This is a genomic window from Amycolatopsis sp. cg5 (assembly GCF_041346955.1).
GTDB lineage: Bacteria > Actinomycetota > Actinomycetes > Mycobacteriales > Pseudonocardiaceae > Amycolatopsis.
The window spans coordinates 9,592,553-9,617,739 of the sequence record NZ_CP166849.1 but is presented as its reverse complement, the minus strand read 5'-3'; the positions used below and the strand labels follow the sequence as shown (position 1 = coordinate 9,617,739).

Here is a 25,187-nt window from a genome sequence, read left to right as displayed (position 1 = left end):
AATCTAGTTTTCGATCATGTCCACGAAGTCGCGCTCATGGCGTTCGGCGAGCCGGTTGTACCAGATGCCGACACCGAAGAGCAGCGGAAACGGCGCCACCCCGAGCAGCAGCCATGGCAGCGGGACCCCGATGAGCGTGACCCGTCCGAACCCCGGCAGGAGGTAGAACAGCGCGGGCAGCGAGCCCAGCAGCGCGATGACCAGTCCCCACAGCAGCAACCCGGTCTTGAGCTGCGCCTTCACCAGGTCCTTGATCAGCAGTTCACCCCAGCTGGTCTGCTCTTCGAGTTCGACCCTGGCGCGCAGCGTGCCGGCCGACTGGCGCGGGTCAGCGAGGATGACCCTGGTGCGCTTGATCTTCGGCAGCTCCGGCTGCGGCATCGGCTCGGTCGGCGCGGCGGCCACCGGTTCGACGACCGCGCGTTCCGGCGAGAGCTGCGCCTTCTTGCCCAGCGTGGGGTCCGGCTCGCGGACCCCGTTCACCCGCCGGTAGTAGTCCTCGCTGCTCATCGGCTAGCCGTTTCGGCCGGAGCCGACCAGTCGGTCCTTCAGCTCGCGGGTGTGGCGGCGGCTGACCGGCAGCACCTTCTCCTCGTTGCCGATGACCACCTGGTAACCGCCCTGTGCCATCCGCAGCTCGGTGATCAGTGGCAAGGCGACCAGAAAGGACCGGTGGATGCGGACGAAACCCGCCTTCTCCCACCGCTCTTCGAGCTGTGCCAGCGGAATCCGGACCAGGTGACTGCCGTCGGCGGTGAACAACCGCGCGTAGTCACCCTGCGCTTCGACCCAGCGCACCGAGGAGCGCGGGATGAGCTTGGTGGTGCCCGCGAGCTCGACGGGGATGACCTCGCCGTCGTCCTTGACCGGCTCCGGCCCGCCACCGGCCGCCTGCGGCATCGGCCGGGTGTTCAGCTTTTCCAGCACCCGCTTGACGGCCTTGTCCAGGCGTTCCTGGTTGAACGGCTTGAGCACGTAGTCGACGGCGCCGAGATCGAACGCGTTGACCGCCTCTTCGGAGTGCCCCGTGACGAACACGAGCACCGGTGGCGGCTGCAGCGCGGCGAACACCCGTGACATCTCCATCCCGGACAGGCCGGGCATGTGAATGTCGGAGAACACCGCGTCGACCGGCGGCAGTCCCCTTTCCTTGCGGGCACGCAGTTCGTCGCCGTCGGAAGCGATGAGGCGGCGCAGGGCCTCGGAGGCGTCCACGGCGCTGAACACTTTCCCGATGTTCGGGTTGCTGGTCAGGCAGTGGACTAACGCGGTCAGCCCGTGGGGCTCGTCGTCAACAGCGAGGACGACGAGCCGGCGGGTGTCATCTTGAGCACTCACAGTGATTCGCATCCTGCCTATTGCGAGTCACGATGTCCAGCCCGCCCGGCGCCCTCGCCCGGATGAGATGGAGTCGAAACCGCGCCACCCAACTCTCGGTGTCAGTGTCCCCCGCGCCGGGGACACTGACACCTCGGGTAATTCACTGTCGAAAGTGGATTTCCTCGATCAGTGCGCGAAAGTAAACCAGTTCACGCTCACGTAGTCGGCGGGCTGTCCGCTCGTGAAGGTGAGATAGACGTTGTGTGTGCCGGTGATCGCGCTGATGTTCGCTGGCACGGTGCGCCAGCTCTGCCAGCCGCCGGTGTTCGCGACGGCGAAACTGCCGACCGGCGCGCTGCTCAGGCTGTCGAGCCTGACTTCGACCAGCCCGCTCACGCCGCCGCCCGCACCGGACGCGACCCTGGCCTGGAACTGGTGGGCGGCGCTGCTGCCGAAAGCGACATTCGGGTACATGGCCCAGTCGCCGTTGCCGAGCGGGCCGATGTTCTGGCCGCCACCGGTGTCCGAGGTGGTCTGCTTGGCCACGCCGGCCGACTGCGTGTACGACTCCGCCTGGATCGTGCCGTACGCGTCACCGCCGCCGGGCCCGGTCGGCGTGGTCGGAGTCGTCGGCGTGGTCGGATTGGTGGTGCCGCCTGATCCCTTGGTCGTCACGGTCACGTAGTCGACGACCATCGGACGGCCAGGCACGATGCCGGGTCCCGGTGTGGTGGTCCCGGAGTTGTTGTTGGGGAAGGCGCCGCCGATCGCGACGTTGAGCAGGACGAAGTAGCCGGCATGGCTGGTCATCGCGTTCCAGGTGCCCGCGTCGAGCTGGTTCTGGCTGACCGAATGGAACTGCTGGCCGTCGACGAACCAGCGGAAGACCTGCGGGCTGGTGCTCGCGTCCCATTCGAACCGGTAGGTGTGGAACCCGGCCTGGCAGGTCGCGCCGGGGCAGGCGCGGTTGTTCACGATGCCGGTGGTCTCGTTGCACGGGCCGCCGGGGTTCACGCCGCAGTGCAGCACACCCCAGACCGAGTTGATCCCGTTGACGTTCTCCATGATGTCGAATTCGCCGATGGCGGGCCAATTCCAGTTGTTGCCGCGGTACGGGCCGCCGAGCGCCCAGAACGCGGGCCAGTAGCCGAGCGCGGCGGCGCCGGTGACGTTCGGCATCTGGATGCGGCTTTCGATCCGCATCACGCCGCCGGCGGGCGGCTTGAAGTCGAGCCGCTGCGTCTCGATACGCGCCGACGTCCAGTTTCCGGCGCCGTCGCGCAGCGGCGTGATGCGCAGATTGCCGGAGCCGTCGAGCGACAGGTTGCTCGTGCTGTTGGTGTAGTTCTGGATCTCGCCGGTGCCCCAGTTCCCCGGGCCGCCGGGGTAGGAGTGTCCGGTGTCGATGATCCAGTTCGCGCCGGACGGCAGCGTGTTCGCACCGCCGTTGAAGTCGTCGGCGAACACGGTGGTCCAGCCTGCTTCCGGAGGCGGGACCGCGGCTTGTGCGGAATGGATGGTCAGCGGAACGGCGATCGCGGTCGCAGCCGCGGCCGCGGCCGAGCGCGGTCCACCTGCGACGCTTTCGGATGGTGCGACTTACGGGCATGGGGTGACCTCCTCGTCAACCCGGACCGGCTGATGCGGCGACATTTGTTGCCGGTCACAACAAAGCCTGCGTCCCCATGAGAACCCGAGGTCTAGACCATCGGCTATCCGCCGAACGGGTGGCAGTGTGGCGCCTATCACATCGTGCGAAAAGGAAGGCCCCTTCCGCCGAGCCGGCGGAAGGGGCCTTCGAGTCGTCCGAGGTTCAGAGGCCGAAGCGAGACCAGGCGGCCTTCGTGGTGACGGCTTCGAGTACCGCCGAAGCGGCGGCGGGCGCGCCGATGCCGAGCTTGGCGAGCAGCGCTTTTTTGGGCTCCGCAACGGAAATGTGGGCGTCGGGGAACCGCTCGGCCAGCACCTCGCGCAGGCTGCCGACGCCGTCGATCAGCCCGAGGTCGGCCGCCTTCTGGCCGAGCCAGACGTCGCCGGTGAACAGATCCTCCGAGTCCGAGAGCTTCGCGCCCCGGCGCTCCTTCACCCACTCCACGAACAGCTCGTGGAGCTGGGTGTGCATCTTCTTGAGCCACTCGACGTCCTCCGGCTTCTCCGGGCTGAACGGGTCGAGCCGTGACTTGTTGGTGCCCGCGGTGTGCAGCCGCCGCTCGATGCCGAAGCGCTCGAGCAGCCCGGTGAAGCCGAAACCACCGCTGATCACGCCGATCGAGCCGACCATCGAGGTGCGGTGCGCGTAGATCTCGTCCGCGGCGCAGGCCAGCCAGTACCCGCCCGACGCGGCGACGTCCTCACAGAACGCCAGCACCGGCACGTTCTTCTTGTCGGCCAGCTGCCGGATCCGCTCGGCCACCAGGCCGGACTGCGTCGGCGCGCCACCGGGCGAGTTGATCTGCAGCGCGACCGCCTTGAGCCGGTCGTGCGCGAACGCCCTGGTCAGCGCCGACTCCACGGCGGCGAGGTTGATCGCGCCCCTGCCCAGCGGTGACGGCGACGGCGTGATGACGCCGTGCAGCTTCACCACCGCCACCACGTCTTTCTGCTCGACCCGGTCGGCCAGCATCGGGATTCGGGAGGCGAGTTTGTCCGTGACGCTCATGAAGCCAGCGTACGGAGTCAGGACGCGTCGAGCATGCCGCTTCGCGAGCCGCTGAATTCGTCCGCGTCACGCGACTCCTGCTCGGGCACCTCTGCCGAGTAGTCAGGCAGGTTGGGCCGCACACCGGGCACGAACTTGGGCACCCGCAGCGTGACCTTCATGCCCGCGCCGGGCGCCGTCTCGACCATCAGCGCGTAGTCGCTGCCGAACACCTGCTGCATCCGCTGGTTGATGTTGCCGAGCCCGACGTGCGCGCCGGTCCGGTGCGAGCTGCGCAGCTCGGCCAGCCGCGACGGGTCCATGCCGATGCCGTCGTCCTCGACGCTGATCAGCGCCTCGGCGCCGTAGTCCTGCGCGATGACCGTCACCGTGCCGCCGCCCGGCTTGCTCGCGAGGCCGTGCTTGACGGCGTTCTCCACCAGCGGCTGGATGATCAGGAACGGCACGACCACGCTGAGCACCTCCGGCGCGATCTTCAGGCGCACGGTCAGCCGTCCGCCGAAGCGGGCGTTTTCGATGGTCAGGTACCGGTCGATGTTGCGCAGCTCCTCGGCGAGCGAGGTGAACATGCCCGAGGTGCGGAACGAGTAGCGCGTGAAGTCGGCGAAGTCCTGCAGCAGCTCGCGCGCCTCTTCGGGATCCGTGCGGATCAGCGAGGAGATGGTGTTGAGCGCGTTGTAGACGAAGTGCGGCGAGATCTGCGCGCGCAGCGCCTTGATCTCGGCCTGCTGCAGCTGGTGCTTGGACTCCTCCAGCCGCGCCAGCTCGAACTGCGTGCACACGAAGTGCGCGACCGCGTCGGCCATCTGGATCAGGCGGCCCCGGGTCCGGCCGACCACGATCAGCGCGGCCTCGGTCTCGCCTTCGACGATCAGCGGCACGATCACCGCGGTGCGCATCTTGCACGTGCCACGGTGGTTGCACGGCATGCGGTCGTGCTGCACGACCTCGCGGCGGTGCTTGCGGATCGCGTTGCCGATGGCGTCGACCAGGTCGACATAGTGATCGTTGGCTTCGCCGTCCCAGGAAAGCAGCGTGCCCTCGCTGTCGGTGATGCCGACGGCGACGCACTTGAGCATTTCCAGCAGCTGCGTGGTGATCTTGTCGGCGGCTTCCTCGTCGAGCCCCTCGCGGAGATCGGGCGTCGCCTTCGACAGGCCGTGGACGGCTTCGAGCACCGCGTCGTCGACCACGTTCCCCGGCCGTCGCGACTTGATCAGCAGCACCACGACCAGGACAGCGAGCAGTAGCGCGACTCCCCACGGGATGATCTGCGCGATCGGCAACCCGGACACGGCGTCAATGCTCTGCGCTCGGCCAACCGGGTGCAAGCCTTACTCTCCTACTTTCTGTGCTGCTTCGAGAACTGACGGTGGGGTCAACCCTACCCATGACCCGGGGGCTCCCTTGGTGGTCACACCCCGTATCCGTCGGCAAGGCTCTGAGCATGACTTTGAGCAGGTGGCTGACCGCGGCGACCATCGCCGTGTTGCTGGGGGTAACCGCCATGCCGGCTTCGGCGCTAGATAACGATCGGGTCGAAACCGAGATTCGGCAACTCGTGCGCGCCGGTTTCCCGGCCGCCGTCGCCGTCGTCCGGGAGGATTCACACGTCCGGCACTACGCGGCCGGGGTGGCTTCCCTCGGCGGGCGACCGGCCCGCGTGACCGACCGCTTCCGCATCGCGAGCAACACCAAGGCCTTCGTCTCGACGGTGGTCATGCAACTCGTCTCCGCTGGCAGGCTGTCGCTGGACGCCGATGTCGAGTCGCTACTTCCCGGCGTCGTCCGCGGCCCCGGGTACCGGCCATCCGAGATCACCGTCCGCCAACTGCTGACGCACACGAGCGGCATCCACGACCCGCGCAACCCGGCGTTCTTCGACGTCTACCTGAAGCCGGGCGGCGACCGCAGCTACGTCTACACCGTCGACGAGGTGATCCGGCAGTCGCTGCTCGACCCGCCGCACGTGGAGTACTCGAACACCGGCTACCTGCTGCTCGGCCGGATCATCGAACGCGTCACCGGCCACGACGTCCGGTCCGAGATCCGCGACCGCGTCCTGCGCCCGCTCGGCCTCCGCCAGACGTCGTTCCCGCTCACGGATCCCCACCTGCACGGACCACATCTCCACGGCTACGACATGGCAGGCAACGACATGACCACGTTCAGCCCGTCCTACGACTGGACGGCGGGCGCGATGGTGTCCACAGTGGACGACCTGGCCACGTTCCAGCGGACGCTCTCGCCCGATCTGCCCGGCGTCGAAACCCTGCCGCTGCCTTGCCCCGGCGGTGACCAGACGATCTGGGGGCACACCGGGGCAGGCCCCGGCTACTTCAGCTTCTCGTTGCACAGCCCGGACGGCCGCCGCCAGATCACGCTGGCGCTGACCACGTACGACCTCGCCGCCGAGCTGCGAGGCGACTGGGCCCACGTGGCCCACACCCGCCCGGTCGCCGCACTGGCCGCCGCCCTCTGCCCCTGAGCCCGAAAGTGGCGTTCGTCAGATGCGATAGCCCGAAAGCCACTTTCGTCAGATAAGACCTGACGAAAGCCACTTTCGGGCTTTTACGAGCTACTTGAGCAGGCGGGACATGCGGCGGTCGGCCAGTGGTTTGCCGCCGGTCTGGCAGGTCGGGCAGTACTGGAAGGACTTGTCGGCGAACGAGATCTCGCGGACCGTGTCGCCGCAGACGGGGCAGGGCAGGCCGGTGCGGGCGTGTACGCGCAGGCCGGAGCGTTTCTCGCCCTTGAGGCGGGCGGCGGACTGGCCGACAGAGCGGGTGACCGCGCTGGTCAAGATCTCGTGGATCGCGTCGGCGAGCCGGTCCAGCGCCTCGTCGGGGAGCTTGCCCGGCGTCGCGTAGGGCGAAAGCTTGGCCATGTGCATGATCTCGTCGGAGTAGGCGTTGCCGATGCCGGCGATCACGCGCTGATCGGTCAGCGCGGTCTTGAGGCGCTCGGTGCGGCCGGCGAAAAGCGAGGCGAGTTTTGCCCGGTCGAGTGACAGCGCGTCCGGGCCGAGGCGCTCGATGCTCGGCACTTCCGAGGGATCGCGGACGATCCAGACGGCCAGGCCCTTCTTGGTGCCGGCCTCGGTGAGGTCGAAACCGGGGCCGCCCAGATGTACCCGCAACGAGATCGGGCCCTTGCCCGGCTTGAGCGGCGCGGGTGCCAGCGAATCCGACCAGCGCAGCCAGCCCGCGCGGGCCAGGTGGGTGATCAGGTGCAGGTCACCGAGCACGAGATCGAGGTGTTTGCCGTGCCGCGTCGCGTCGGTGACTTCACGGCCGTGTAGGTCCATCGGGGACGGGTTGAACGTCTTGAGGACGCTCAGCGAGGCCACGTCGATCCGGCTCACGGACCTGCCGACGGCGTGTTCACGCAGGTGGTGGGCGAGTGCTTCGACTTCCGGCAGCTCCGGCATACGCCCAGTCTCGTTCGCTACTCGACCGGATGCAACGGCCCGTCGAAGTCCGGCAGCGAGTGCTTGCGGATGGTCTTCGCGATCTTGGTGACCTCGCCGCGCACGGTGAACATGCCGCGGATGGTGCCGACCCAGCGCTCGGAGGGGTGATCGCCCGCCATGTCGCCCTCGGTTTCGGCGACCACGGTCCATGGCCTGCGCAGGATCCAGCGCAGCGGGAAGAACAGGATCACCAGCACCAGCGTCAGGATCACCCAGGCGGGGATCTTCACGCCGACCGGCGTCCACACCACCAGCACCACGGCGAGCAGCACGGTCACGAAGATCATCGCGACACCGGGGCCGTAGCTGCCCGCGACGTCGTGTTCGAAATCGTCGGCCGTGGCCGGTGGCCGCCACTCGAGCTGGGCCCTGACCACCCAGTCCCGGCCGTCTTCGCCCTGAACCAGCCGGTTCATCCACGTCCTCCCGCACAACGCTCGCTCCGGGTGAGCACGCTCAACCGTACCGTGATCATGACCGGGCGCGCGACTGCCAGATGCACGTAAATCCCCAGCACGAGCTACTCGGACGGCTGATCTGCGACGGGTGCCTCGTCCTCGGCTGCCGTCGCGTCGTCCTTGATCACCCGCGAGGACCGCCAGGTGGTCGGCAGCGAGGACGACGACCACGACTTGCTGTACGTCTTCGTCGTGGTGGTGGTCGTCGGCGAGACGGCCGTCTTGTCGCTCGAGGTGGTGGTCGTGTCCGAGCGCATCGGTGAGGTGTCCGAAGCCGTCGTGCCGCCCGCGACCGGCGCGTGGCTGCCGGTGTCCGACCTCGGATCGGTCGCGGTCCCGCTCGGCGGCGCGGACGCCTGACCTGCGGGGATCTGCGCGCCGGGCTGGCCGCCCGCCGGGATCTCCGGCACGTCGGCTGGCACGTCGCCGCCGAGTCTCGGTTCGACGGGGTCACCACCGGCGACCTCGTTCGGCCCGTGCACGCTCAGGTGATCGCTGGCAGGCTCGACCTTGGGCGCGTCGGGCACCTCCACGGCCGGTTTGACGACGCCCAGCTCGGGCCCGGCGCCGCCGTGGCCTTCCAGCCCGATGGCCTGTGTCTGGTCGGAGTCGAACATGGCGGGCCCGACGGCGATGCCGAACGCGCCTGCCGCCGCGGTGGACGCCAGCGCCATGCCGACCTTGACCTTGGAGCCGATCAGCAGGCTCTTGACCGCGGCCAGCGCACCGCCGGTCGCCTTGGTCGCGGTGAACGCCGCCGTCGGCACCAGCAGCAGTACCGCGCCCGCGTTCGCACGCAGCGAGGAGCAGACGTCGCGCAGCTCGTCGTGGGTGTTCCGGCACGACGAACAGCCGACCAGGTGCGCCCTGATCCGCTGCGCTTCGGCGCCGGTGACGCTGCCCGCGGTGAACCCGCCGAGCTTCTCGACCACCGCACGGCAGCCGTCGGAGCTGCGCCCGACCGAGAGGTGCGCCTGCAGGTACGCGGCGCGAAGTCCTTGCCTGGCCCGCCTGGCGAGCGCGGCCGTGGCGTTCGCGCTGAGCCCGAAGTGCGGCGCGACCATCGCGGGCTGCTCGCCCTCGACCTCGGTCTGCCACAGCACGGTCCGCCAGCGCTCCGGCAGGCTCGTGAAGGCACGGGTGATCAGGGAGTGCTCGGCCGTGCGCGCGTTGGTGTCCGCGTCGGCGCCCGCCCGGAAGGTCAGCTCGTCGTCGCTGACGGGGACGTCGCGGCGCGCGCCGTGCCATTCCCAGGACACGCGGCGCGCGACGGTCAGCAGGTAGGCGCGGATGTAGTCGCGCGGACCGGCGCCTCTGCGCAGCGCCTGGAGCACGCGGAAGAAGGTTTCGGCGGTGATGTCCTCGGCCTCGGACTGGTCCGAGGCGAGGCTGCGCGCAAGACGTCTGACCGCGGCGGCGTGCAGCTCGAACAACTCCCCGAAGGCAGCGTCCTCACCGTCACGGAGCCGCTGCAGGAGTGCCTGCTCGTCGGATCCCGAGGCCGCCATCTGCGGCACAGTGCCCTGCTCGGTCATCCGGCCAGGCACCTCCTCCCCGAAGGACAAACCATTCGGTCGAATGGGGACACCATACGGAGCGAACCCGCAATCGTCACCTCTTGTACGCCAGGTGTAACACCACAGAGCGTTTCCGGGGGTGGGTAAAAGCGGCAACGGCCTCCGGTATAGAGTAGCTCCCGCACCGCCCACACGGGGTGCATGCGGATGTAGCGCAGCTGGTAGCGCATCACCTTGCCAAGGTGAGGGTCGCGGGTTCGAATCCCGTCATCCGCTCTCTCCTCTTTCTCCGGCCATCGTACGGCCATTCGGAGCAATGTCTAGACCACATCGGTCACAGCTCCGTTCGCTCGAATCGGCCGTCAAGATCGCTGACGGTCACCGGCCACCCGGTATCAACCACCCAGACGCACGTACGGCTAGGCCGTTGGCGTGGTCTGTCCGGTTCGGCAGGATTAGTCGTTCAAAGTTCGCTGTTCGTTACCTGGCAACCGGCGCCCGCCCGCCGAACAGTGGCAGGCATGACCGAACTGACTCGACGTCGCCTGCTCGGTTCCGCGGCAGGCGCCGCCACCGCCGCCGCGGCCACCCTCCTCCCGCCCAACGTCCAGCGCGCGCTCGCCGAGGGCCCGCCGCGCCGCGGTTCACTGCGCGACATCGAGCACGTCGTGCTGCTGATGCAGGAGAACCGCTCGTTCGACCACTACTTCGGCACGCTCTCTGGCGTCCGTGGCTTCGCGGACCCCGACGCCGCGAAGCTCCCCAACGGCCGCTCGGTCTTCTACCAGCCGGACGCGCAGAACCCGGCGGGCTACGCGCTGCCGTTCCACCTCGACACCCACGCCACCAACGCGCAGAAGATCCCGTCGACGTCGCATGCCTGGCAGGTCCAGCACGACGCCTGGAACGGCGGCAAAATGGACTGTGCTGTCCAAGCGCGCTCCGCATTCGCGTCGACAGGGCGCACTTGCGCATGACTTCTCTGCAACCTCTGGCGTGCGCCCTGCCGCCACGAATACGGGGCCTTCGGCCAAAAGCGCGCCTATGAAGCTTTCAGGCCCGGAGGGCCTTCAAGCGCCCTAGCCGGGCACACTCAAGCCAAGTACCTGCTGGGATCATCGGCGTGTTCATCTCGTCTAGTGATCTCGGAGCGCCCTATGCGCTGCCTCCGGCGGATTCGCCGCTCGCGGTCAACGGGCTCACGCATCGGCCCGAAGGCCAGTTCGAGTACGACGCGCGCAACGGCAAGCTGCCGAAGGTCTCTTGGATCATCTGCACGTCGACGGCCTCGGAGCACCCGAACTACACGCCCGCCGAGGGCGCCGCGTTCGTCGCCAGCAAGATCGACGCCATCGCGGCCGACCCCGACCTGTGGGCGAAGACGGCGTTCATCCTCAACTACGACGAGAACGACGGGCTGTTCGACCACGTCGTCCCGCCGACGCCGCCCGCGGGCACGCCAGGCGAGTTCGTCACCAAGACCTCGCCGGGCGGCACGAAGGGCAACGGCCTGCCGGTCGGCGCCGGCTACCGGGTGCCCGCGATCATCGTCTCGCCGTGGACCGCGGGCGGCTGGGTGTGCTCGCAGAACTTCGACCACACGTCGGTGCTGCAGTTCCTGGAGAAGGTCACCGGCGTCGCCGAGCCGAACATCAGCGCGTGGCGCCGACGGACCTTCGGCGACCTGACGTCGGCGTTCCGCTTCGACGACCACAAGGCGAAGCCGCCGACGCTGCCCGACACGAGCGGGCCGCTCACGCTGTCCAAGTACGAGGCGGCGAACCTGCCGTCGCCGGTCTTCCCCGGCACGGACCAACAGCCGCCGTGGCAGGAGCCGGGACGGCGGCCGCACGTGCCGCGTCGCTAGACGGTCTCCTTGAACGGGTCGTGCTCAGCCAGCAGCTTGTCGAGTCTGGCCTGATCGATGCGCTTGGTGACGGAGCTGTCGTCCTGGCGGTCCCTGGTCACCTTCGCCAGGGTGAACGCCGAGGTGACCAGGTACAGCATGCCGACCGCGAGGAAGGCGCGAACCCAGCCGCTGACCGGTAGGTAGACGATGCCGCCGGTCACCGCGATCAGCGCGAGGCCGAACGAAAGGCCCGCCTGCACGTAGAACGCGGTCGTCGTGGGGGAACTCGGGGACACGGTTTTGGTCATGTCCTCGAATTTCGGCCACGGCGACCGCGCTGTCTTGAGTACGGCTACTCAAAAGCCGGTCACGAGTCGAATTCGGGATACCCGTCGATGACGGTCGGCGCGACCGGGGAGAGGTGCTTGTCGGCGACCTCGGTGACCTGGCCGCGCGCCATCCGGTGCACGCGGAAGTCGTTGTCGTGGTCCTCGTCCTGGTCGTCCCAGACGTGCAGCAGCCCGTAGGAACCCGGCGCGAGCTCGCCGACGCGGGTGTACAGGTCGAGCAGATCGGGCCCGAAGGTCGCGCCGTGCTTGGCCAGCCCGCCGAGGTGCAGCTGCGGGACCCCGTTGATCCACTGCAGATCGACGACGTCCAGCTCACCGAAATCGCGGACCGCGCGGTGCACGCGCTCGACGATGCGCTCGAGCAGCGAGGGGTCGTCATCGCCCGACGTGGTCGCCTGCAGTGTCACCCAGCCGTGGTATTCGTACACGTCACGAGCCTAGGCGGGCAGTGGGACCACTATCGAGAGCGGCCCCGTCTCGGCGGAGTTCCTTGGCGAACTTCTCCTTGCCGTGCCGCTCGAACGCGGCCGTCAAATCCTTGCCGTAGACGCACAACGAGCGCTCCCACGGGTGCCCGAGCGTGCCGAAGCGGTAGTCCGACGCGAGGAACAGGTGATAGTCGCCCTGCGGGAAGGCCGAGACCGGCCACTGCTGGCCCTCGCCCATCCGGTGCGGATAGAACTTGTACGACTGGTGCTGCCAGTGCAGCACCCACACCCACTCGTCGAGCTTCACGCAGTCGCGCAACGCGTGCAACGCGATCCGGTTGACCTCGTCGGCCTCGATCGAGTTCGGCCCCAGCCGGAACTCCGCGGAACCGCGGTCGGCGTCACTCGCCGAAAGGTCCCACGTGACCGAAGGTGACGGCTCGGCGAAACCCGGCCAGGCGTGCGGAAAAGTACTCGGCCAGAAGCGGAGTTTGTCGTACACCCAGTACCACGCGGGTTCGTCGACGACCCTCGATACTTGTTCCCAGGCTGGATTCACGAGCGACCTCTGATACTCGGCCGGATAGACGGGTGAGAGCTTCGCGGAACACGAAACGGCCCGTTTACGCGTCTGCGTACAGTCACTGTAAAGGCTGCGAAACTGATCTTCGTGGTCGGTGCCACCGTCACACTCGGTTACCCGGCTGAGACGGCTCGCGATTCCGAAAGTGGCTGGTCCAGCTGGGGGTCGTAGCCCTCCAGGCCGGTTTCCCGCTCGACGATGTCGGCCAGCGCGTAGACGTCGACCTTCGTCTTGGTCGCCGCGGATCCCTGGTGCCAGTGGGGAACGGTGATGGTCACGTCGCCGTCGGAGAAGCTCAGCTGGATCCCGGTCGGCTCGTGGACGAGCTCACGCGAATCACCGTCGTCGATCTGATCGAGGCTGCCCAGCAAGGTGGTCGCCTCGGCGAAGATGCGATCCCACTGTGCGGCACATTTCGCCGAGAGCGGGCCAGAGGAAGCGTTCTCCGCCATCTCCTCGAAGGCCTCATCCCAGGACTGGCCCGGCTCTCTGCGAACGAAGTTGAGGTCATAACTCATCCCGCACACGTTAGCGACGCGCGCAAGTACCCGGATGGACCTACGCGGAAGTCAGCACGAACCCGAGCGTCGTCTCCTGCGCTTTTCCTTCACAACCAGCGCTCAGCGAGTCGAAATGGTCGTTGCCCGCGTTGCAGCGGTAGAGCGGCTGCGCGGTGCCCGTCGCGGGCGGCGTGGTGAAAATGTAACCGAGCTGCCCGAGCGTCTCCTGGCCCGCGCAACCGCCGACGGCGGTGAACCAGTCGTCATCGTTGCTCGCCTTGCAAGCGAAGAGCTTCGCGGTGCCGGGCCCGGCCTTGGCCACCACGGCGCCGAGCGAACCGTCCGCGGTGAATCCCTTCGGCGCCTGCACTTTGCGGCTGGCCGTCGAATGCCCGCGCTCGGCGCGGTATCGCGTCAACGGCACCAGCTTCCGTTCCGGCTGCGCGGCACTGGAAGCCGACGGACTCGGCGCCTCCGACACCACCTCACCGGCGGGCCCCGCCGCACCCGACGGCGGCACACTGTCCTCTGTGGACTCCGCGGCTTCCGTTGACGAGGCGTCGGCTTTGGCCTTGCTGGGCACCGCGGTCTGCGTGACCGTGGCTTCGGTGTTCGGCTCCGGCGCCGCGACGACCTGTTTATCGTTGTCAGGCCTGAGGAAATAGACCGCGGCCAGCGCGACGACCACCGCGACCCCGATACCGGCGAGCGCGAACCCTCGGCGTGGCTTGGTTTCCACGGCCTTGACCGGTTCGATGTAGACGGTCGGCGGCTCGACGGGAACCTGGGCCTTTCCGGTGAGCAAATCACGCACCCGCCGCGCGTCGATACGTTCGGCGGGCTCCTGCGCGAGCAATCCCCTGATGACCGCCGCGAGCGCGCCGGTCGTATGCTCCAGCACCGGCGTCTCGTACATGATCGCGTGCAAGACGGCGGCGGTCGTCTCCCGCTCGAACGGCGCGCGCCCCTCGGCCGCGTGATAGAGCGTCGCCCCGAGCGACCACAGATCCGAAGCGGGCGTCGGCCTGGCGCCCGCGAACAGCTCGGGCGCCATGTAACCGGGCGAGCCCATCACACCACCGGACTGCGTCAGCCCCGGATCGTCCATCGCGCGGGCGATCCCGAAATCGGCGAGCTTCACCCGGTCACCGGGCAACACCATGATGTTGCTGGGCTTGACGTCCCGATGCACGATGCCCGCCGCGTGCGCCGTCTCGAGCGCACCGAGAATCCTCAGCCCGAGCCCGCTCACCCTGCTGCTCGGCAGCGCGCCCCCGCGTTCGAGCAGGTCATCGAGAGTGGGCGCGCTGACCAGTTCCATCACGATGTAGGTCGCCTTGGGCTCGGCGACCACGTCGTACACGGTCACCACGGCGGGGTCGTTCAACCGCCCAGCCGTGCGCGCCTCGCGCATCACCCGCTCGATCTGCGCCGGCGTCGTGCCAGGCGGCGTCTGCAGTTCTTTGAGCGCGACCTGCCGCCCCAGCACCCGGTCCTCGGCCCGCCAGACGACACCCATGCCGCCACGGCCGAGCTCGCCGAGCACCGCGTACCTACCCGCGACCAGTCTCATGCCAGCCCCTTTCGAGGCCGTAAGGCTAAGCAGCCGAAATCCGCGGCGATTCAGCGACCCGAGCGCGTTTTCGTTGGTCCTTAGTGGACCTGAATCCGCTGGTCAGCGGGTAGATACGCGCCGGTACAGTGAATTCGATCGGTCGTTGCCGGACGGCCGATCGCGGCTTTCGCGAGAACAGGCCCACACGATCGAGTGATCCTCGGGCAATACCCGTATCCAATTCGTAAATCGGTCAGCCCGATAACCGCGCGAGCACTTCGCCCGCGGTCAACGCGAAGCCGGTCATGTCCGGACCAGACCAGTTGAGGCCGACGAGCAAGCCGTCCTTCTCAATGCCCTCGAGTTCACGCTCGACCCAGTGCGCCAACGGAAGTGACGCGGGTTTGAGCCCACCGCCCCACACCTTCGCTGCCCGCGCCGCACGTGCTTGGGTGGACCAATACGGCAGCACGCGAAGGCCGCTGTCGTTCAGCGGAGATGGTGATCCCTGGTCGTCGCGGACCTGCCAGACGACGCCGGTACGCGCGATGTCGCGGAAGAAGGCATCGGCGTGTGCCGCACTTTGACTCACGACGATGACCGTACCGACGCGAGGGAGCCCTCGCCGAAACGAGGGCTCCCAACGGTTCGTCAGCAGCAGGCGCCTGGCGAGCAGTCGCCTTCACGGCCGACGAGCATCGGGCAGGCCCAGCCGAAGTCCGGGTCGGGCGCGAGCGGCAGGCGTTGCCGCGCGGGCTTTCCGGGCTTCGTCTTGCCAGGCGTCGAGACGAGCTGGACGTTCGTGCCGCTGTCCTGCGCGTCGTAAGCGCCCTTGGTGAGCGAAACGATCTCCACGCCGCGCTGGAGGTCGGCGATGAAGACATTGTTCTTGTGCCAATAAGGCGCCCAAGAGATCGCGGCTTCCGGGCGCCAGTAAGCGATCTGGATCGGCTTGGCCGGGTTCGAGATGTCGAGGAAACGGGTGCCCTGCTCGTACCAGGAATAGGCGACGATCCGCTTCTGCACGTCGAAATAGTGCGCGGAGCAGGTGACGTCGCCGGGGATGGTGCCTTCCTGGTCGTCCGGGCTCCACACGCCGACGGTCTTCATCTCGGCGGGCGTGGTGCCCCAGCCTTCGCCGTGCTCGGTGCCCTTGAGCGACGAGATCACGAAGCGGCCCTGGTCCTTGCACGTCGACGAGCCGAACGCCTCTTCGGTGTGCAGCAGCAGACTGCCGGGCGGGTTGGCCGCCGACGGCTTCGGGCCGTCGGCCAGCGTGCGGCCGACCGGGCGGAACGAGTTGTGCGTGAACGAGGTCGGCATGTCGATCTTCGGCACCGCGCCGCCCGCGTACGGGACCGGGTCGGCCGCGGTCGCCCAGCGCACCTTGTTGGTCAGCGGGTCCTTGTGCCAGCCGTCGGTCCAGTACCCACGCGTGCCGTCGTCACCGGCGACCCAGGCGATGCCCAGCGCGTCGACCTGCACGTCATGCGTGATCTTCCCCTGCCCCGGCGTGCCGCGGACGTCGACGGAGACCGGCAACTCCTTGGGATTGCGCGGATCGCGGATATCGGTGACGAAGATCCGCCCGGTCTTCGCGTCCGACCGGTCCAGCCCGGCCGTCCACAGGTACTGGCAGTCGTTGATACACGTGGTGGTGTGCCCGGTGTTCTGCCGATGGAAGCTCAGCAGCTCCAGGTTCGCCGGATCCGCGGCCGAGACCAGGTAGTTCCCGGTCGGCCGGTCACCCGGCAGCTTCCGCCCGAACGAGTTGACCTCGCGGGCCAGGAAGACCAGCTTCCGCTTCGGGTCGACGTTGACGTCTTCGTTCTCCCAGAAGCGCTGACTCGGGTCGTCACCCGGCAGCGCCATGTCCTGCTTGGTCAGATGATCGAGGAACTTCGGATGCTCGACATCGGTCACATCGAAGGTCTTCAACCCGAACTCGCCGCTCACGAAGGCGACGTCCTTGCGCCCGTACTCGGCGAACGCGATCGAGATCGCGCGCTCGGTGCCGGGCAGGGTGTTGCGCAGCTTCACGTTCTTCTCGGCCGCGGAAAGAGCGGGCTGCTCAGTGCTCTGTGCTGCGGTGGCGGTGCCGTTGACGGTGAGCACCATCAACAGGCCTGCGGTCAACGTAGCGAGAACTCTCATAAGCAGAGCGTGGCAGCGGTGTTGATCGGCCGACTACGTACGAAGGTCTGTTGAACCGGCCTTTTTCCTGCCCAGCGTTCCACTCGATCACCCAGTGTCACTGTGATCGGGGTGATCCGGTTAGACTTGCGGGGAGTTCTGAAAAAGTTCAGAATTGAGGGGTGACTACTGAAGTGCAGTGGAGCGAGCTCCAGCGCGACCCGAGGAGCGTCGCCGCGCTTGCCGACAATGGCGACGTGCGGGTTCGGCGCCGCGATGGTGCCGCGCTGCTGCTCACCAGGGAAGACCGGGCGAGTTCGGCGGCGGAGGGCGCGATTTCCGCGGCACGGGCGCTCCGGAACGTGCTGGCCCACCTGCCGGCCGGTATCGCGGCGAAGGCTTTGCTCGACGAGTTCCCTTGGGTAGACGTGCTCCCGGAAGAGGAACGCGCGCAGTTCGTGTCCGACTTCGCCAGGGCCTTTCAGGCGTCCGCGGAGTTGGGGCAATGGTCCGTGCTCGAGCAGACGGTGAGGGAGTGGCGCAGTACGGCCGCGATCCATGCCGATCCAAAGCTCGCACGGAAGCTTTCTGAACCGCTCAGTGATGACTTCGGCTCGGTCGCACCGCCGGTGGACGGGTGACAGATGCCCGCGAAACGCGGTGATCGCGTCGCACCGCCCGCTCAACCCGGACAGTGGGAAGCACGGTTCGCCACCTCAGAAGCGGCCAAGGGTTGGGAAGACCTCTGCCAAACCGCTCGCTCGAACACCTGGGAAGCATGGGTCGTGCTCACCGAACGACCCACGACTCCGGAGAATCCCGCCCGGCAGCACCGGCTCAAGGGAAAGTTCGCCGTCCGGGAAATCGGGGGCAAGACGTTGGAGCAGTGGCAGTACGAAGTGACCGCGGGCGGACGAATCTGGTACTGCGCCGATCATGATCGGCGCATCGTCTGGCTGGTACTGGCGTGCGCATCGCATCCGAAAGCCACGGACTGATCAACAGCCATGGTTACGCGACCGTCGAACGTGTGTCGAGTGCTCTCGTAGGCTTCAGCCGCTCCGAACTCAGTCATGCGCCGGTCTCGAAGCCGATTCCAATCGGCATGGTCAGACACGGTCAGACGGCTGAAACCAGCCGAACCGCCGACAAAGGGTAAGTGGTGACAAACCGCTCGTCGGTGCCGTCGATTTCAAGACCGACTGTGACCCGCATAGCCACCCCGGCCCCCGAGATACGTTCGACGACACCTTCGAGGTCGTGCAAGCCGAACGGAACGATCACGCGACTTCCCACTTCGACATCTTCAGTCATGCCCCCTCCCCTCACACTGTGACGCTATCAACACGAAAAGTATCGCCGATCACAGGGGCCTAGGCCACATTATGGTGCTTGCTGACAGCACGGGCCGTTCGTGCGGATCGGGTGGCCGAGTGGACGGGGCGGGAAAAGGACCGTGTCGCCGGGGACCGGATCACGACATACTGCTGGCGCACGCTGCGGAACCGACCGCGTCGCGTGGTGGAAGCGCCGTGTAACACTGTGGCCCCACGAGGGCAGGGGGTTGGTCCATGAGCTGGCAGGAAGAGCTGCGACGGCTGGATGCCGAGCTGGCCGCCGGCAAGCTCAGTCATGATCAGCACCGGAAGCTTCGGGATGAGCTGCTCGCGGGCGCCTCGGGTGGGGGCTCGGCCTCGCCGGTCGCTTCGCCGTTGCGGCGGCCCGCTGGTGGGCGGCAGCAGCAGGGGTGGCAGAGCGCGAACCCTGGACATGTTGCTCCGGCGCCGCCGAGGGCTGAACCGTCCATGCCGCCGAAGCCGTTGCACGAGGCGCTGACCAATGGGCGGCGGACGACCGCGCCGAGTCCGGCCGATCAGCGGCCGACCGAGACGATCGCGTATCCGAACCCGTTCGACCAGCCGACCATCGTGCACGCGGCCGTGCAGCCGATTCCGCCGATCGCGGCGCCGCGGCACGCGGCTCCGCCTCCGCCACCTGTCGATGAGGGGTTCCGGCCCGCGCCGGTCAGGAACAGGCGTAAGCCGGTTTGGGCTTTTCTCGCGGTCGGGGTGCTGCTGGTGCTCGCGTTGATCGTGGGCGGGGTGTGGTGGTTCGACAGCGGCAAGGACACGGACACCGCCGCGCCGCCGCCCGTGCCGAGTCCGGCGCCGGCGGCTCCGAGCAGCAGCGCTCCGGGTAACGCCGTCAAGGAGCCGACGCTCGAGGACAAGCTGCCCGTGCTGCCCGGCACGCCCGACAAGGACAACTCGATCATGTCCGTCGCGAAGGGCGCCGAGCTCGGGCATTACTCGAAGGAAGCCGCCGAGTTCTTCGGGACCAAAGGGGTGACCGATGTGGTCTTCCGCGGCTCGGCCGATGGTTCGAACGGGTACTTGATTCTGGTCATTCCGGCGAAGAATCCGGCGGACGCGGCCGCGATACTCAAATACCTGCGTGACAACTCGCTCAGCAGCGGGTTCAAGGAGCAGAAGGTGGGCGCCTTGTCCGCGCTGACCGGGAAGAACCCCAACGGCCAGATGAGCGGGACCGGGTACGTTTCCGGGGATCTCGCGGTGACGGCGTGGGTCTCGCAGGACCTCGGCGGGAACGCCGCGGCGCTCAACCAGCGGCTGGCCAAGACGGTGGCGGAGATCCAGAAAACACTGCCGGGGAAGTAGCAGGTCACGATTGGACCCGCGCCTGCGCGCCATGGCGCGGACGTGCACAATGCTCACGTCACCGTACTAAGTGGTATCACGACGGCCGGGAGTGCGCCGTCTGGGCACTAAAAGATAAGGGGGCTTGCCTTGTCCTGGCAGGAGGAACTGCGCAATCTGGACGAGGAGCTCGCATCGGGCCGCCTCTCCGCCGACGACTACCGCGTCCGCCGTGACCAGGTGCTGTCGTCAGCCGTCGCGTACGGCGACTCCGGCCAGCAGCAGGCACAGGCGCCGCAGCAGCCCCAGCAACAGCAGTATCAGCAGCCGCAGGCCCCGCAGCAAAACCAGCAAAACCAGCCGAGCCAGCAGAACCCGCAGCAGCCCAACGCCGAGTCGACGCAGATCATCGCGCCGGTCAGCCCGCCGCAGGGAAACCCCAGCGCGGAGTCGACGCAGATCGTGTCGAGCGCGGATGTCGCGCCGGAGCGCACGCAGGTCGTGAACTCCTGGCAGCAACAGCAGCACGCCGACCCGAACCGCACCCAGGTCGTGCCGAACTCGCCCGCCGGTGGCTTCCAGCAGCCGCACTCCCCCGCGGGTGGTTTCCAGCAGCCGCAGCAGTACCAGCAGCAGCCCGCGTGGAACGCGCCGGACCAGGACGTCGCGCCGCCGTGGGGTGGCTCCGACTTCCCGCCGATCGCGCCGGCGGGCAGCTCGGAATGGGTGAAGCAGGGTCCCGAGGTCTTCGAGGACCGCACCGGCCGCGGCAAGGGCGGCAAGATCGCCGTCATCGTCGTGGTCGCGCTGCTCGTGCTGGCCGGGCTCGGTGTCGGCGGTTACTTCCTGTTCAAGCCGTCTGGTGAGAACACCGAGGCCGACAAGACCCCCGCGCCCGCGCCGACTTCGCAGAACTCGCCGCCGCCCAAGCCGAAGTCGCCGTCGGAGCTTCTGCTCGAGAAGATCCCGAACCCGAGCGGCGAGCCTGACCCGAAGAACAACGTGCTCGGCGTCGGCCAGCTGGTCGGCACGAGCGTGCTGGAGCAGGGCGAGGTCGACTTGCTGACCGCCGCCGGAGTCAAAGAGGTCGCGTGGAAGGGCTCGCAGAAGCAGCCGGACGAGTTCGGCCCGCAGCCCGCGAAGATCTCGATCATGGTCATCCCGGTCGGTAGCCCCGCCGGTGCGACGGAGCTTCTCAAGCAGCTGCGCGCTTATCAGGCCGCGAACGGGTTCACGCTGATCTCCGAGCCGCTGCCGGAGATGCCGGAGTCGGTCGCGCTGCACAAGAAGACCGGTGACACCTCGGGCATCTACCGCGGCACCTGGGTCTCCGGCGACAACGTCATCCGGGTCAGCATCGACCAGCAGTTCCCCACCGACAAGATCGAGGACGAGAAGGCGCTGAGCGGCAGCTACCAGCGCGCGGTCAAGAAGACGCTCACGCCGTTCCCCGCTTCCTGAAAACGCACTCGACCAGCACGTGGACCTGACAAGCTAGGAAGATGATGACCCTCTACACCGCCGGCATCCTGCCGCCGGACCGGCCGGTCGGCCATCTCTTCGAGCTACGCGGCTGGGTGAGTGGCGTCAGCAGGGTCGACGACGTCACCGTGCGGTTCGGCGAGGTCGAGGCGAACCTGCACCCCGAGCCGTGCCCTGGCGCGCCCACCGGCGCGCTCGGGTTCCGCGCGGTGCCGAGCAGCTGGGTGCCGTCCGGCGCGCAGAAGGTCGTCGTCGAGGGTCCGAGTGGTGAGACGCTGACCGAAAGCCCGTTCTTCGTCGGCGTTCTGCCTGGTGAAGAGCCGCTGTGGCTCGGCGAGCTGGAAGCGCCGAAGACGACCAAGGTGTCCGAGGGCCGGGTCGTCTATGTGACCGGCTGGGCGCTGCTGGACGGCCGCGCGCCGAGCCTGATCGAGGTCATGGTCGAGGGTGGCCGGACCATCCGCGCGCGCACGCGGCTGCCGCGTGAGGACGTCGCGAAGGAGTTCCCCGCGTTCGACGACGCCGGGGTCAGCGGGTTCGAGGCCTGGGTGCCGATCGACATCGAGCCTGGTGAGGAGCGCACGCTCTCGGTGCGTGTCCGCTACCGGACCGATGGCGTCGGCGAGCACGTCTCCGCCAAACGGCCGTTCCTGCTGCGCAACCCCGAGGCCGACATCGACGACGCCGAGCTCGCCGACGAGCTGGCCGGTGACACCGCCAAGGCGATGGCGCGCGTGCACGTCCAGACCGACCCCAAGCACCTGCTCGTGTTCACGCACAGCCTCGGTGTCGGCGGTGGCCAGCTCTGGCTGCAGGAGCTCCTGACCCGCATGGTCAAGGAGCACGACTGGCAGATCAGCCTGGTCAGCGAGACCGACGGCCCGCTGCGCGCCGACTGCGCCGAGCTGGGCATCCCCGTGCACGTGACCACGCACTACCGCTATCAGACGGTGCCCGGCTACGAAGGCCACGTCGCCGAGATGGCCCGGTTCGCGAAATGCTCCGGCGCCGGGGTCGCGCTGGTCAACACGCTCGGCGGGTTCGTCGGCGCGGACGCGGCCAAGCGTGCGGGCCTGCCGACCGCCTGGGTCATCCACGAGAGCTTCGAGCTGCCGACGTTCGCGTATCAGAACTGGGGACCGGCCAAGCCGCCGAACGCGGTGTGGCAGCGCTGGGTCAGCGCGCTCGGCGAGGTCGACAAGCTGCTGTTCGTCGCGGACGCGACGCGCGAGATGTTCCTGCCGTACAGCAAGCCGGAGCGGTGCCAGACCGTCCGCTACGGCACGCCGATGCACAAGTTCAAGGGCCGCACGCGCGGCGAGACGCGGCGTCAGGCGCGGCAGACGCTCGGCTTCTCGCCGGACGACTTCGTCATGATCAACCTGGGCATCGTCGAGTCGCGCAAGGGCAACGGGCCGCTGATCAGCGCGATGCAGCGGATCCACCGGCTGCACCCGAACGCCAAGCTGAACATCGTCGGGCACCACCCGTCGCCGTACGGCCTCGCGCTGGAGGACACCGTCGAGCGCGCCGGGCTGGAAGACGTGGTCAAGCTGATCCCGGTCACGCCGGACCCGCTGCGCTGGATCCAGGCGGCCGACCTGTTCGTGAACAGCTCGGACATCGAGTCGCTGCCCCGGTCGATCCTCGAAGCCGTGTGCTGCGGGGTGCCGGTCGCCGCGACCGACGTGTTCGGCGCGCGCGAGATGATCACCGACGGCGAGACCGGCTGGCTCTTCGAGACCAACGACGTCGACGCGCTCGCGGCGGCGCTGTTGCGCGCGCTGGACGCGACGCCGGCGCGCAGGCGCGAGATGGCGAAGGCCGCGTACGAGAAGCTCGAACCCTGGCTCGACCCATCCGGTTACGCCCGCGACTTTTCCCACATCCTGACCGAACTCGCCGGGGGTCACCATGTCTGAGCACGAAGAGATCACCAAGCTGCGCGCCGAGCACAAGGAGATCTCCGACCGCGCCGAGGCGCTGGCGGCCGACCTCGCGGTGCTGCGCCAGGAGCGTGCCTCGCTGCGAGCCGAGCTGGCCGCGACGCGTGAAGAGCGCGACAAGATGCGCCTCGCGCTGCTGGACGCCGAACTCGTGCTGTCCGCCGGTGGCTCCGAGGCGACCGGTTTCGACGTCACCGGTGACTCGACGCCCGAGCGTCAGCGCCTGTTCGAAGCCGAGCGCCGCGCCGCCGAAATGGCCCGTGAGCTGGACGCGACGCACCGCACGGTCAGCTGGCGCGTCACCGCGCCGCTGCGCGCGGTCCGCAAGAAGATGGACCGGCCGTGAGCGCTGATCTCTGTTTCGTCTCCGCCGAGGGTGGCTCGGCGTTCATGGAGGAGCTGCTCGAGGTCGTCGCCGACGCGGTGCGTTCGGCGAGCGGCCGCGCGCGGTCGGTCGTCGGCCGGTTCCCCGAAGCCGAGTCCGACACGGTCTACGTGGTCGTCCCGCACGAGTACTTCGTGGTCGCGCCGGACGCGGACTTTCCCAGCGCCGAGCAGTGCCGTCGCACGATCGGTTTCTGCGTCGAGCACCCCGGCACGGACACCTTCGAGCGCAACGCCGCGCTGGTGCGGGGCTTGGGCGGCGCCGTCGACATCAACCACGACTCGACGGCCGAGCTGAACCGTCGCGGCATCAAGGTCGAGCACTTCCAGCTGGGCTACAGCCCGCTCTGGGACCTTTGGGGCGGTGACCCCGACAGCACGCGCGACATCGACGTCACCTACCTCGCGACGGCCGAGCGGCGCCGCTCGAAGCTGCTCGCCTCGTACGCGCGCGACCTCGCGGGCCTGCGTACCCGGCTGCTGACGCCGCCGCACGAGATGATGGCGACCGCGCGCGTCGACTTCCTGCCTGGCAAGGCGAAACTCGAGCATCTCGCCGCGTCGCGGTTCATCCTCAATCTGCACCGCGAGCAGAAGCAGACCCTCGAATGGGTGCGCACGCTCGAAGCGATGTCGAACGGCTGCGTGGTGCTCACCGAGACGTCGATCGACGTCGAGCCGATGATCCCCGGTGAGCACCTGGTGATCGCCAGGGCCGACTCGCTCGGCGCGGTGGCGGCGGCGATGGCCGCGGAGCCGGAGCGCGAGCGGCACCTGCGGATGGCCGCGTACGAGTTCGTGAAGACACTCGACCTGCCCGGTTCGGCTCAGATGCTGATCGAACTGGCGTCTTCGCTGGTCAGCGGCACAACGCCGGCGACCAGCGTGGACGCGGCGCGGGCGCACGCGAACAGCCTGCGCTCGCCGGAGAACGCGATGGCCATCGACACCCCGTCCTGGGACGCGCGCTTCGCGGGCGACCGGTCGATGGGCACGCCGGTCACCGCGCGGGCGACGGCGCAGGCCGGTCAGCTCGCGCAGCGGGCGGCGGCCGCGCGGCGGCTCGCCGAGCGGCGCTGGGTGCCTGCCTCGGGTTCGCACCTGTTCGCGGACTCGGCGCACGCCGACGTCGACGTGCTGATCGTGCGCCGCCCCGGCGAAGTCGACCCGGATGACCTGGTCACGGACCTGCTGACCGGCACAGTGCTGCCGAAGCGGGTGCTCGTCGGCGAGGACGGCGTGTCACCTTGGCCCGCGCCCCGGCCGTATGACCTGCTGTTGAACGAGCGGCCGCTGGGCCGTGGTTTCACGCGAAACATTCTGTTGGAGCGGTCGTCGGCGTCGATGCTGCTCGTGCTCGACGGCGGCATGCGCGCGTCCAGGCACCTGCTGGAGCGGTTCGTCGCCGCGGCCGACGGTGTCGACGTCGTGCACGCGCCAATCGGCGATCCCGTCGACGGCCTGGTCGGCGCGCTGCCGCCGGAAGAGCGACGGCTGCGGACCCTGCCGTACCTCGGCAGTGGCTACCTGGTGCGACGGTCGCTGATCGACACGCTGGGCGGCTGGACCGAGGAGCCGATGCTCGAAGGCCTCGAAGACCACCTGTTCTGGCTTCAGGTTGCCCGAGGCGATCACCGATCCGCCCTGGTCCAGCAGCTTTTGCTGCGCCGGCTGCGCCCCGACCCCGACCCGCGTCCGCTCGATCTGGACCCGCGGCGAGCCTGGGCCGCCGTTACTCCAAAAGGGTGACATAGGTCTCTGAACGCGACCACGTCCCACAGTCAGGCGTCCTTGAGGCAGAGCATCTGCTGACATGACTGAGGAGTCGCGATGACATTCGAGATCGTCGTGGTCGCCGTGCTCGCCGTGGTCTTCGTCGTCCGCGTGGCGTTGC

The 25,187-nt window shown here is 68.2% G+C and carries 26 protein-coding genes and 1 tRNA gene; 11 read left to right on the top strand and 16 right to left on the bottom strand.

The window, feature by feature from the left end:
* Positions 1 to 3: 3 nt before the first annotated feature.
* The 5 genes from AB5J62_RS43970 to AB5J62_RS43950 all read right to left on the bottom strand — a co-directional run bounded on the left by AB5J62_RS43970 (position 4) and on the right by AB5J62_RS43950 (position 5,283).
* Positions 4 to 510 carry a hypothetical protein gene (locus tag AB5J62_RS43970; protein WP_370945978.1) on the bottom strand — a complete coding sequence of 169 codons (507 nt, stop codon included), beginning with the start codon at positions 508 to 510 and terminating at the stop codon, positions 4 to 6.
* Between the two features lie 3 nt (positions 511 to 513).
* Positions 514 to 1,350, bottom strand: coding sequence for a LytTR family DNA-binding domain-containing protein (locus tag AB5J62_RS43965; protein WP_091288974.1), 837 nt, complete (start codon positions 1,348 to 1,350; stop codon positions 514 to 516).
* Between the two features lie 156 nt (positions 1,351 to 1,506).
* Positions 1,507 to 2,787, bottom strand: coding sequence for a glycoside hydrolase family 16 protein (locus tag AB5J62_RS43960; RefSeq protein ID WP_370945977.1), 1,281 nt, complete (start codon positions 2,785 to 2,787; stop codon positions 1,507 to 1,509).
* A 346-nt stretch (positions 2,788 to 3,133) separates the two neighbouring features.
* A complete protein-coding gene (locus tag AB5J62_RS43955; protein WP_370945976.1) occupies positions 3,134 to 3,979 on the bottom strand; it encodes a S49 family peptidase in 846 nt (281 codons plus the stop codon).
* 17 nt (positions 3,980 to 3,996) lie between these two features.
* The gene (locus AB5J62_RS43950; RefSeq protein WP_370950492.1) at positions 3,997 to 5,283 is read right to left on the bottom strand and encodes a sensor histidine kinase; all 1,287 of its coding nucleotides are present in this window, start codon (positions 5,281 to 5,283) and stop codon (positions 3,997 to 3,999) included.
* Between the two features lie 143 nt (positions 5,284 to 5,426).
* On the opposite strand from AB5J62_RS43950, the gene AB5J62_RS43945 reads away from it, so the two are divergent.
* Entirely contained in the window at positions 5,427 to 6,467 is a 1,041-nt protein-coding gene (locus AB5J62_RS43945) for a serine hydrolase domain-containing protein (RefSeq protein ID WP_370945975.1), read from the top strand.
* A 90-nt stretch (positions 6,468 to 6,557) separates the two neighbouring features.
* Here the strand turns inward: AB5J62_RS43945 and AB5J62_RS43940 are convergent, their stop codons facing one another.
* The 3 genes from AB5J62_RS43940 to AB5J62_RS43930 form a co-directional block, all read right to left on the bottom strand.
* Positions 6,558 to 7,409, bottom strand: a complete 852-nt coding sequence (locus AB5J62_RS43940) for an Fpg/Nei family DNA glycosylase (RefSeq protein ID WP_370945974.1) — start codon at positions 7,407 to 7,409, stop codon at positions 6,558 to 6,560.
* Between the two features lie 17 nt (positions 7,410 to 7,426).
* On the bottom strand, positions 7,427 to 7,867 hold the full coding sequence (locus AB5J62_RS43935; protein ID WP_091288969.1) for a DUF983 domain-containing protein: 441 nt from the start codon (positions 7,865 to 7,867) through the stop codon (positions 7,427 to 7,429).
* Positions 7,868 to 7,971: 104 nt separating this feature from the next.
* Positions 7,972 to 9,444, bottom strand: a complete 1,473-nt coding sequence (locus AB5J62_RS43930) for a sigma-70 family RNA polymerase sigma factor (protein ID WP_370945973.1) — start codon at positions 9,442 to 9,444, stop codon at positions 7,972 to 7,974.
* 185 nt (positions 9,445 to 9,629) lie between these two features.
* On the opposite strand from AB5J62_RS43930, the gene AB5J62_RS43925 reads away from it, so the two are divergent.
* The 3 genes from AB5J62_RS43925 (at position 9,630) to AB5J62_RS43915 (ending at position 11,293) form a co-directional block, all read left to right on the top strand.
* Positions 9,630 to 9,702 (top strand) — tRNA-Gly (locus AB5J62_RS43925).
* 245 nt (positions 9,703 to 9,947) lie between these two features.
* Entirely contained in the window at positions 9,948 to 10,403 is a 456-nt protein-coding gene (locus tag AB5J62_RS43920; RefSeq protein WP_370945972.1) for an alkaline phosphatase family protein, read from the top strand.
* Positions 10,404 to 10,549: 146 nt separating this feature from the next.
* The gene (locus AB5J62_RS43915) at positions 10,550 to 11,293 is read left to right on the top strand and encodes an alkaline phosphatase family protein (protein WP_370945971.1); all 744 of its coding nucleotides are present in this window, start codon (positions 10,550 to 10,552) and stop codon (positions 11,291 to 11,293) included.
* Here AB5J62_RS43915 and AB5J62_RS43910 read toward each other — a convergent pair.
* The 7 genes from AB5J62_RS43910 to AB5J62_RS43880 form a co-directional block, all read right to left on the bottom strand.
* Positions 11,290 to 11,583 carry a YiaA/YiaB family inner membrane protein gene (locus AB5J62_RS43910; RefSeq protein ID WP_370945970.1) on the bottom strand — a complete coding sequence of 98 codons (294 nt, stop codon included), beginning with the start codon at positions 11,581 to 11,583 and terminating at the stop codon, positions 11,290 to 11,292. The genes AB5J62_RS43915 and AB5J62_RS43910 overlap by 4 nt on opposite strands.
* Positions 11,584 to 11,642: 59 nt before the next feature.
* On the bottom strand, positions 11,643 to 12,053 hold the full coding sequence (locus tag AB5J62_RS43905) for an Imm7 family immunity protein (RefSeq protein ID WP_370945969.1): 411 nt from the start codon (positions 12,051 to 12,053) through the stop codon (positions 11,643 to 11,645).
* Between the two features lies 1 nt (position 12,054).
* Positions 12,055 to 12,612, bottom strand: a complete 558-nt coding sequence (locus AB5J62_RS43900; protein WP_370945968.1) for a DUF2716 domain-containing protein — start codon at positions 12,610 to 12,612, stop codon at positions 12,055 to 12,057.
* Between the two features lie 137 nt (positions 12,613 to 12,749).
* A complete protein-coding gene (locus tag AB5J62_RS43895) occupies positions 12,750 to 13,154 on the bottom strand; it encodes a hypothetical protein (protein ID WP_370945967.1) in 405 nt (134 codons plus the stop codon).
* Between the two features lie 40 nt (positions 13,155 to 13,194).
* Positions 13,195 to 14,709, bottom strand: a complete 1,515-nt coding sequence (locus AB5J62_RS43890; protein WP_370945966.1) for a serine/threonine-protein kinase — start codon at positions 14,707 to 14,709, stop codon at positions 13,195 to 13,197.
* Positions 14,710 to 14,944: 235 nt separating this feature from the next.
* On the bottom strand, positions 14,945 to 15,283 hold the full coding sequence (locus AB5J62_RS43885) for a DUF2750 domain-containing protein (RefSeq protein ID WP_370945965.1): 339 nt from the start codon (positions 15,281 to 15,283) through the stop codon (positions 14,945 to 14,947).
* Positions 15,284 to 15,342: 59 nt separating this feature from the next.
* Positions 15,343 to 16,845, bottom strand: coding sequence for an LVIVD repeat-containing protein (locus tag AB5J62_RS43880; protein ID WP_370945964.1), 1,503 nt, complete (start codon positions 16,843 to 16,845; stop codon positions 15,343 to 15,345).
* A 161-nt stretch (positions 16,846 to 17,006) separates the two neighbouring features.
* On the opposite strand from AB5J62_RS43880, the gene AB5J62_RS43875 reads away from it, so the two are divergent.
* Both AB5J62_RS43875 and AB5J62_RS43870 read left to right on the top strand, forming a co-directional pair.
* Positions 17,007 to 17,465 carry a DUF6247 family protein gene (locus AB5J62_RS43875; protein WP_370945963.1) on the top strand — a complete coding sequence of 153 codons (459 nt, stop codon included), beginning with the start codon at positions 17,007 to 17,009 and terminating at the stop codon, positions 17,463 to 17,465.
* Between the two features lie 3 nt (positions 17,466 to 17,468).
* Positions 17,469 to 17,822: a hypothetical protein gene (locus AB5J62_RS43870; RefSeq protein WP_370945962.1), complete on the top strand. Its 354-nt coding sequence runs from the start codon at positions 17,469 to 17,471 to the stop codon at positions 17,820 to 17,822.
* A 121-nt stretch (positions 17,823 to 17,943) separates the two neighbouring features.
* On the opposite strand, the gene AB5J62_RS43865 is transcribed toward AB5J62_RS43870, so the two are convergent.
* Entirely contained in the window at positions 17,944 to 18,138 is a 195-nt protein-coding gene (locus AB5J62_RS43865; RefSeq protein ID WP_370945961.1) for a hypothetical protein, read from the bottom strand.
* Between the two features lie 257 nt (positions 18,139 to 18,395).
* Between AB5J62_RS43865 and AB5J62_RS43860 the strand changes: the two genes are divergently transcribed.
* The 5 genes from AB5J62_RS43860 (at position 18,396) to AB5J62_RS43840 (ending at position 25,042) form a co-directional block, all read left to right on the top strand.
* Positions 18,396 to 19,502, top strand: a complete 1,107-nt coding sequence (locus AB5J62_RS43860) for a hypothetical protein (protein WP_370945960.1) — start codon at positions 18,396 to 18,398, stop codon at positions 19,500 to 19,502.
* Between the two features lie 129 nt (positions 19,503 to 19,631).
* Positions 19,632 to 20,942 carry a flagellar basal body-associated protein FliL gene (locus AB5J62_RS43855; RefSeq protein WP_370945959.1) on the top strand — a complete coding sequence of 437 codons (1,311 nt, stop codon included), beginning with the start codon at positions 19,632 to 19,634 and terminating at the stop codon, positions 20,940 to 20,942.
* 41 nt (positions 20,943 to 20,983) lie between these two features.
* Positions 20,984 to 22,885, top strand: coding sequence for a glycosyltransferase (locus AB5J62_RS43850; RefSeq protein ID WP_370945958.1), 1,902 nt, complete (start codon positions 20,984 to 20,986; stop codon positions 22,883 to 22,885).
* On the top strand, positions 22,878 to 23,255 hold the full coding sequence (locus tag AB5J62_RS43845) for a hypothetical protein (RefSeq protein ID WP_370945957.1): 378 nt from the start codon (positions 22,878 to 22,880) through the stop codon (positions 23,253 to 23,255). The genes AB5J62_RS43850 and AB5J62_RS43845 overlap by 8 nt, the downstream gene beginning before the upstream one ends.
* Positions 23,252 to 25,042 carry a glycosyltransferase gene (locus tag AB5J62_RS43840; RefSeq protein ID WP_370945956.1) on the top strand — a complete coding sequence of 597 codons (1,791 nt, stop codon included), beginning with the start codon at positions 23,252 to 23,254 and terminating at the stop codon, positions 25,040 to 25,042. Before AB5J62_RS43845 ends, AB5J62_RS43840 begins: the two co-directional genes overlap by 4 nt.
* Positions 25,043 to 25,187 lie beyond the last annotated feature (145 nt).

Excerpts from the sequence above, each read along its gene's own strand:
- AB5J62_RS43970 (WP_370945978.1), bottom strand. The coding sequence starts at position 510 with ATGAGCAGCGAGGACTACTACCGGCGGGTGAACGGGGTCCGCGAGCCG.
- AB5J62_RS43965 (WP_091288974.1), bottom strand. The coding sequence starts at position 1,350 with ATGCGAATCACTGTGAGTGCTCAAGATGACACCCGCCGGCTCGTCGTC.
- AB5J62_RS43955 (WP_370945976.1), bottom strand. The coding sequence starts at position 3,979 with ATGAGCGTCACGGACAAACTCGCCTCCCGAATCCCGATGCTGGCCGAC.
- AB5J62_RS43945 (WP_370945975.1), top strand. The coding sequence starts at position 5,427 with ATGACTTTGAGCAGGTGGCTGACCGCGGCGACCATCGCCGTGTTGCTG.
- AB5J62_RS43940 (WP_370945974.1), bottom strand. The coding sequence starts at position 7,409 with ATGCCGGAGCTGCCGGAAGTCGAAGCACTCGCCCACCACCTGCGTGAA.
- AB5J62_RS43935 (WP_091288969.1), bottom strand. The coding sequence starts at position 7,867 with ATGAACCGGCTGGTTCAGGGCGAAGACGGCCGGGACTGGGTGGTCAGG.
- AB5J62_RS43930 (WP_370945973.1), bottom strand. The coding sequence starts at position 9,444 with ATGACCGAGCAGGGCACTGTGCCGCAGATGGCGGCCTCGGGATCCGAC.
- AB5J62_RS43920 (WP_370945972.1), top strand. The coding sequence starts at position 9,948 with ATGACCGAACTGACTCGACGTCGCCTGCTCGGTTCCGCGGCAGGCGCC.
- AB5J62_RS43910 (WP_370945970.1), bottom strand. The coding sequence starts at position 11,583 with ATGACCAAAACCGTGTCCCCGAGTTCCCCCACGACGACCGCGTTCTAC.
- AB5J62_RS43895 (WP_370945967.1), bottom strand. The coding sequence starts at position 13,154 with ATGAGTTATGACCTCAACTTCGTTCGCAGAGAGCCGGGCCAGTCCTGG.
- AB5J62_RS43890 (WP_370945966.1), bottom strand. The coding sequence starts at position 14,709 with ATGAGACTGGTCGCGGGTAGGTACGCGGTGCTCGGCGAGCTCGGCCGT.
- AB5J62_RS43880 (WP_370945964.1), bottom strand. The coding sequence starts at position 16,845 with ATGAGAGTTCTCGCTACGTTGACCGCAGGCCTGTTGATGGTGCTCACC.
- AB5J62_RS43870 (WP_370945962.1), top strand. The coding sequence starts at position 17,469 with ATGCCCGCGAAACGCGGTGATCGCGTCGCACCGCCCGCTCAACCCGGA.
- AB5J62_RS43865 (WP_370945961.1), bottom strand. The coding sequence starts at position 18,138 with ATGACTGAAGATGTCGAAGTGGGAAGTCGCGTGATCGTTCCGTTCGGC.
- AB5J62_RS43860 (WP_370945960.1), top strand. The coding sequence starts at position 18,396 with ATGAGCTGGCAGGAAGAGCTGCGACGGCTGGATGCCGAGCTGGCCGCC.
- AB5J62_RS43850 (WP_370945958.1), top strand. The coding sequence starts at position 20,984 with ATGATGACCCTCTACACCGCCGGCATCCTGCCGCCGGACCGGCCGGTC.
- AB5J62_RS43845 (WP_370945957.1), top strand. The coding sequence starts at position 22,878 with ATGTCTGAGCACGAAGAGATCACCAAGCTGCGCGCCGAGCACAAGGAG.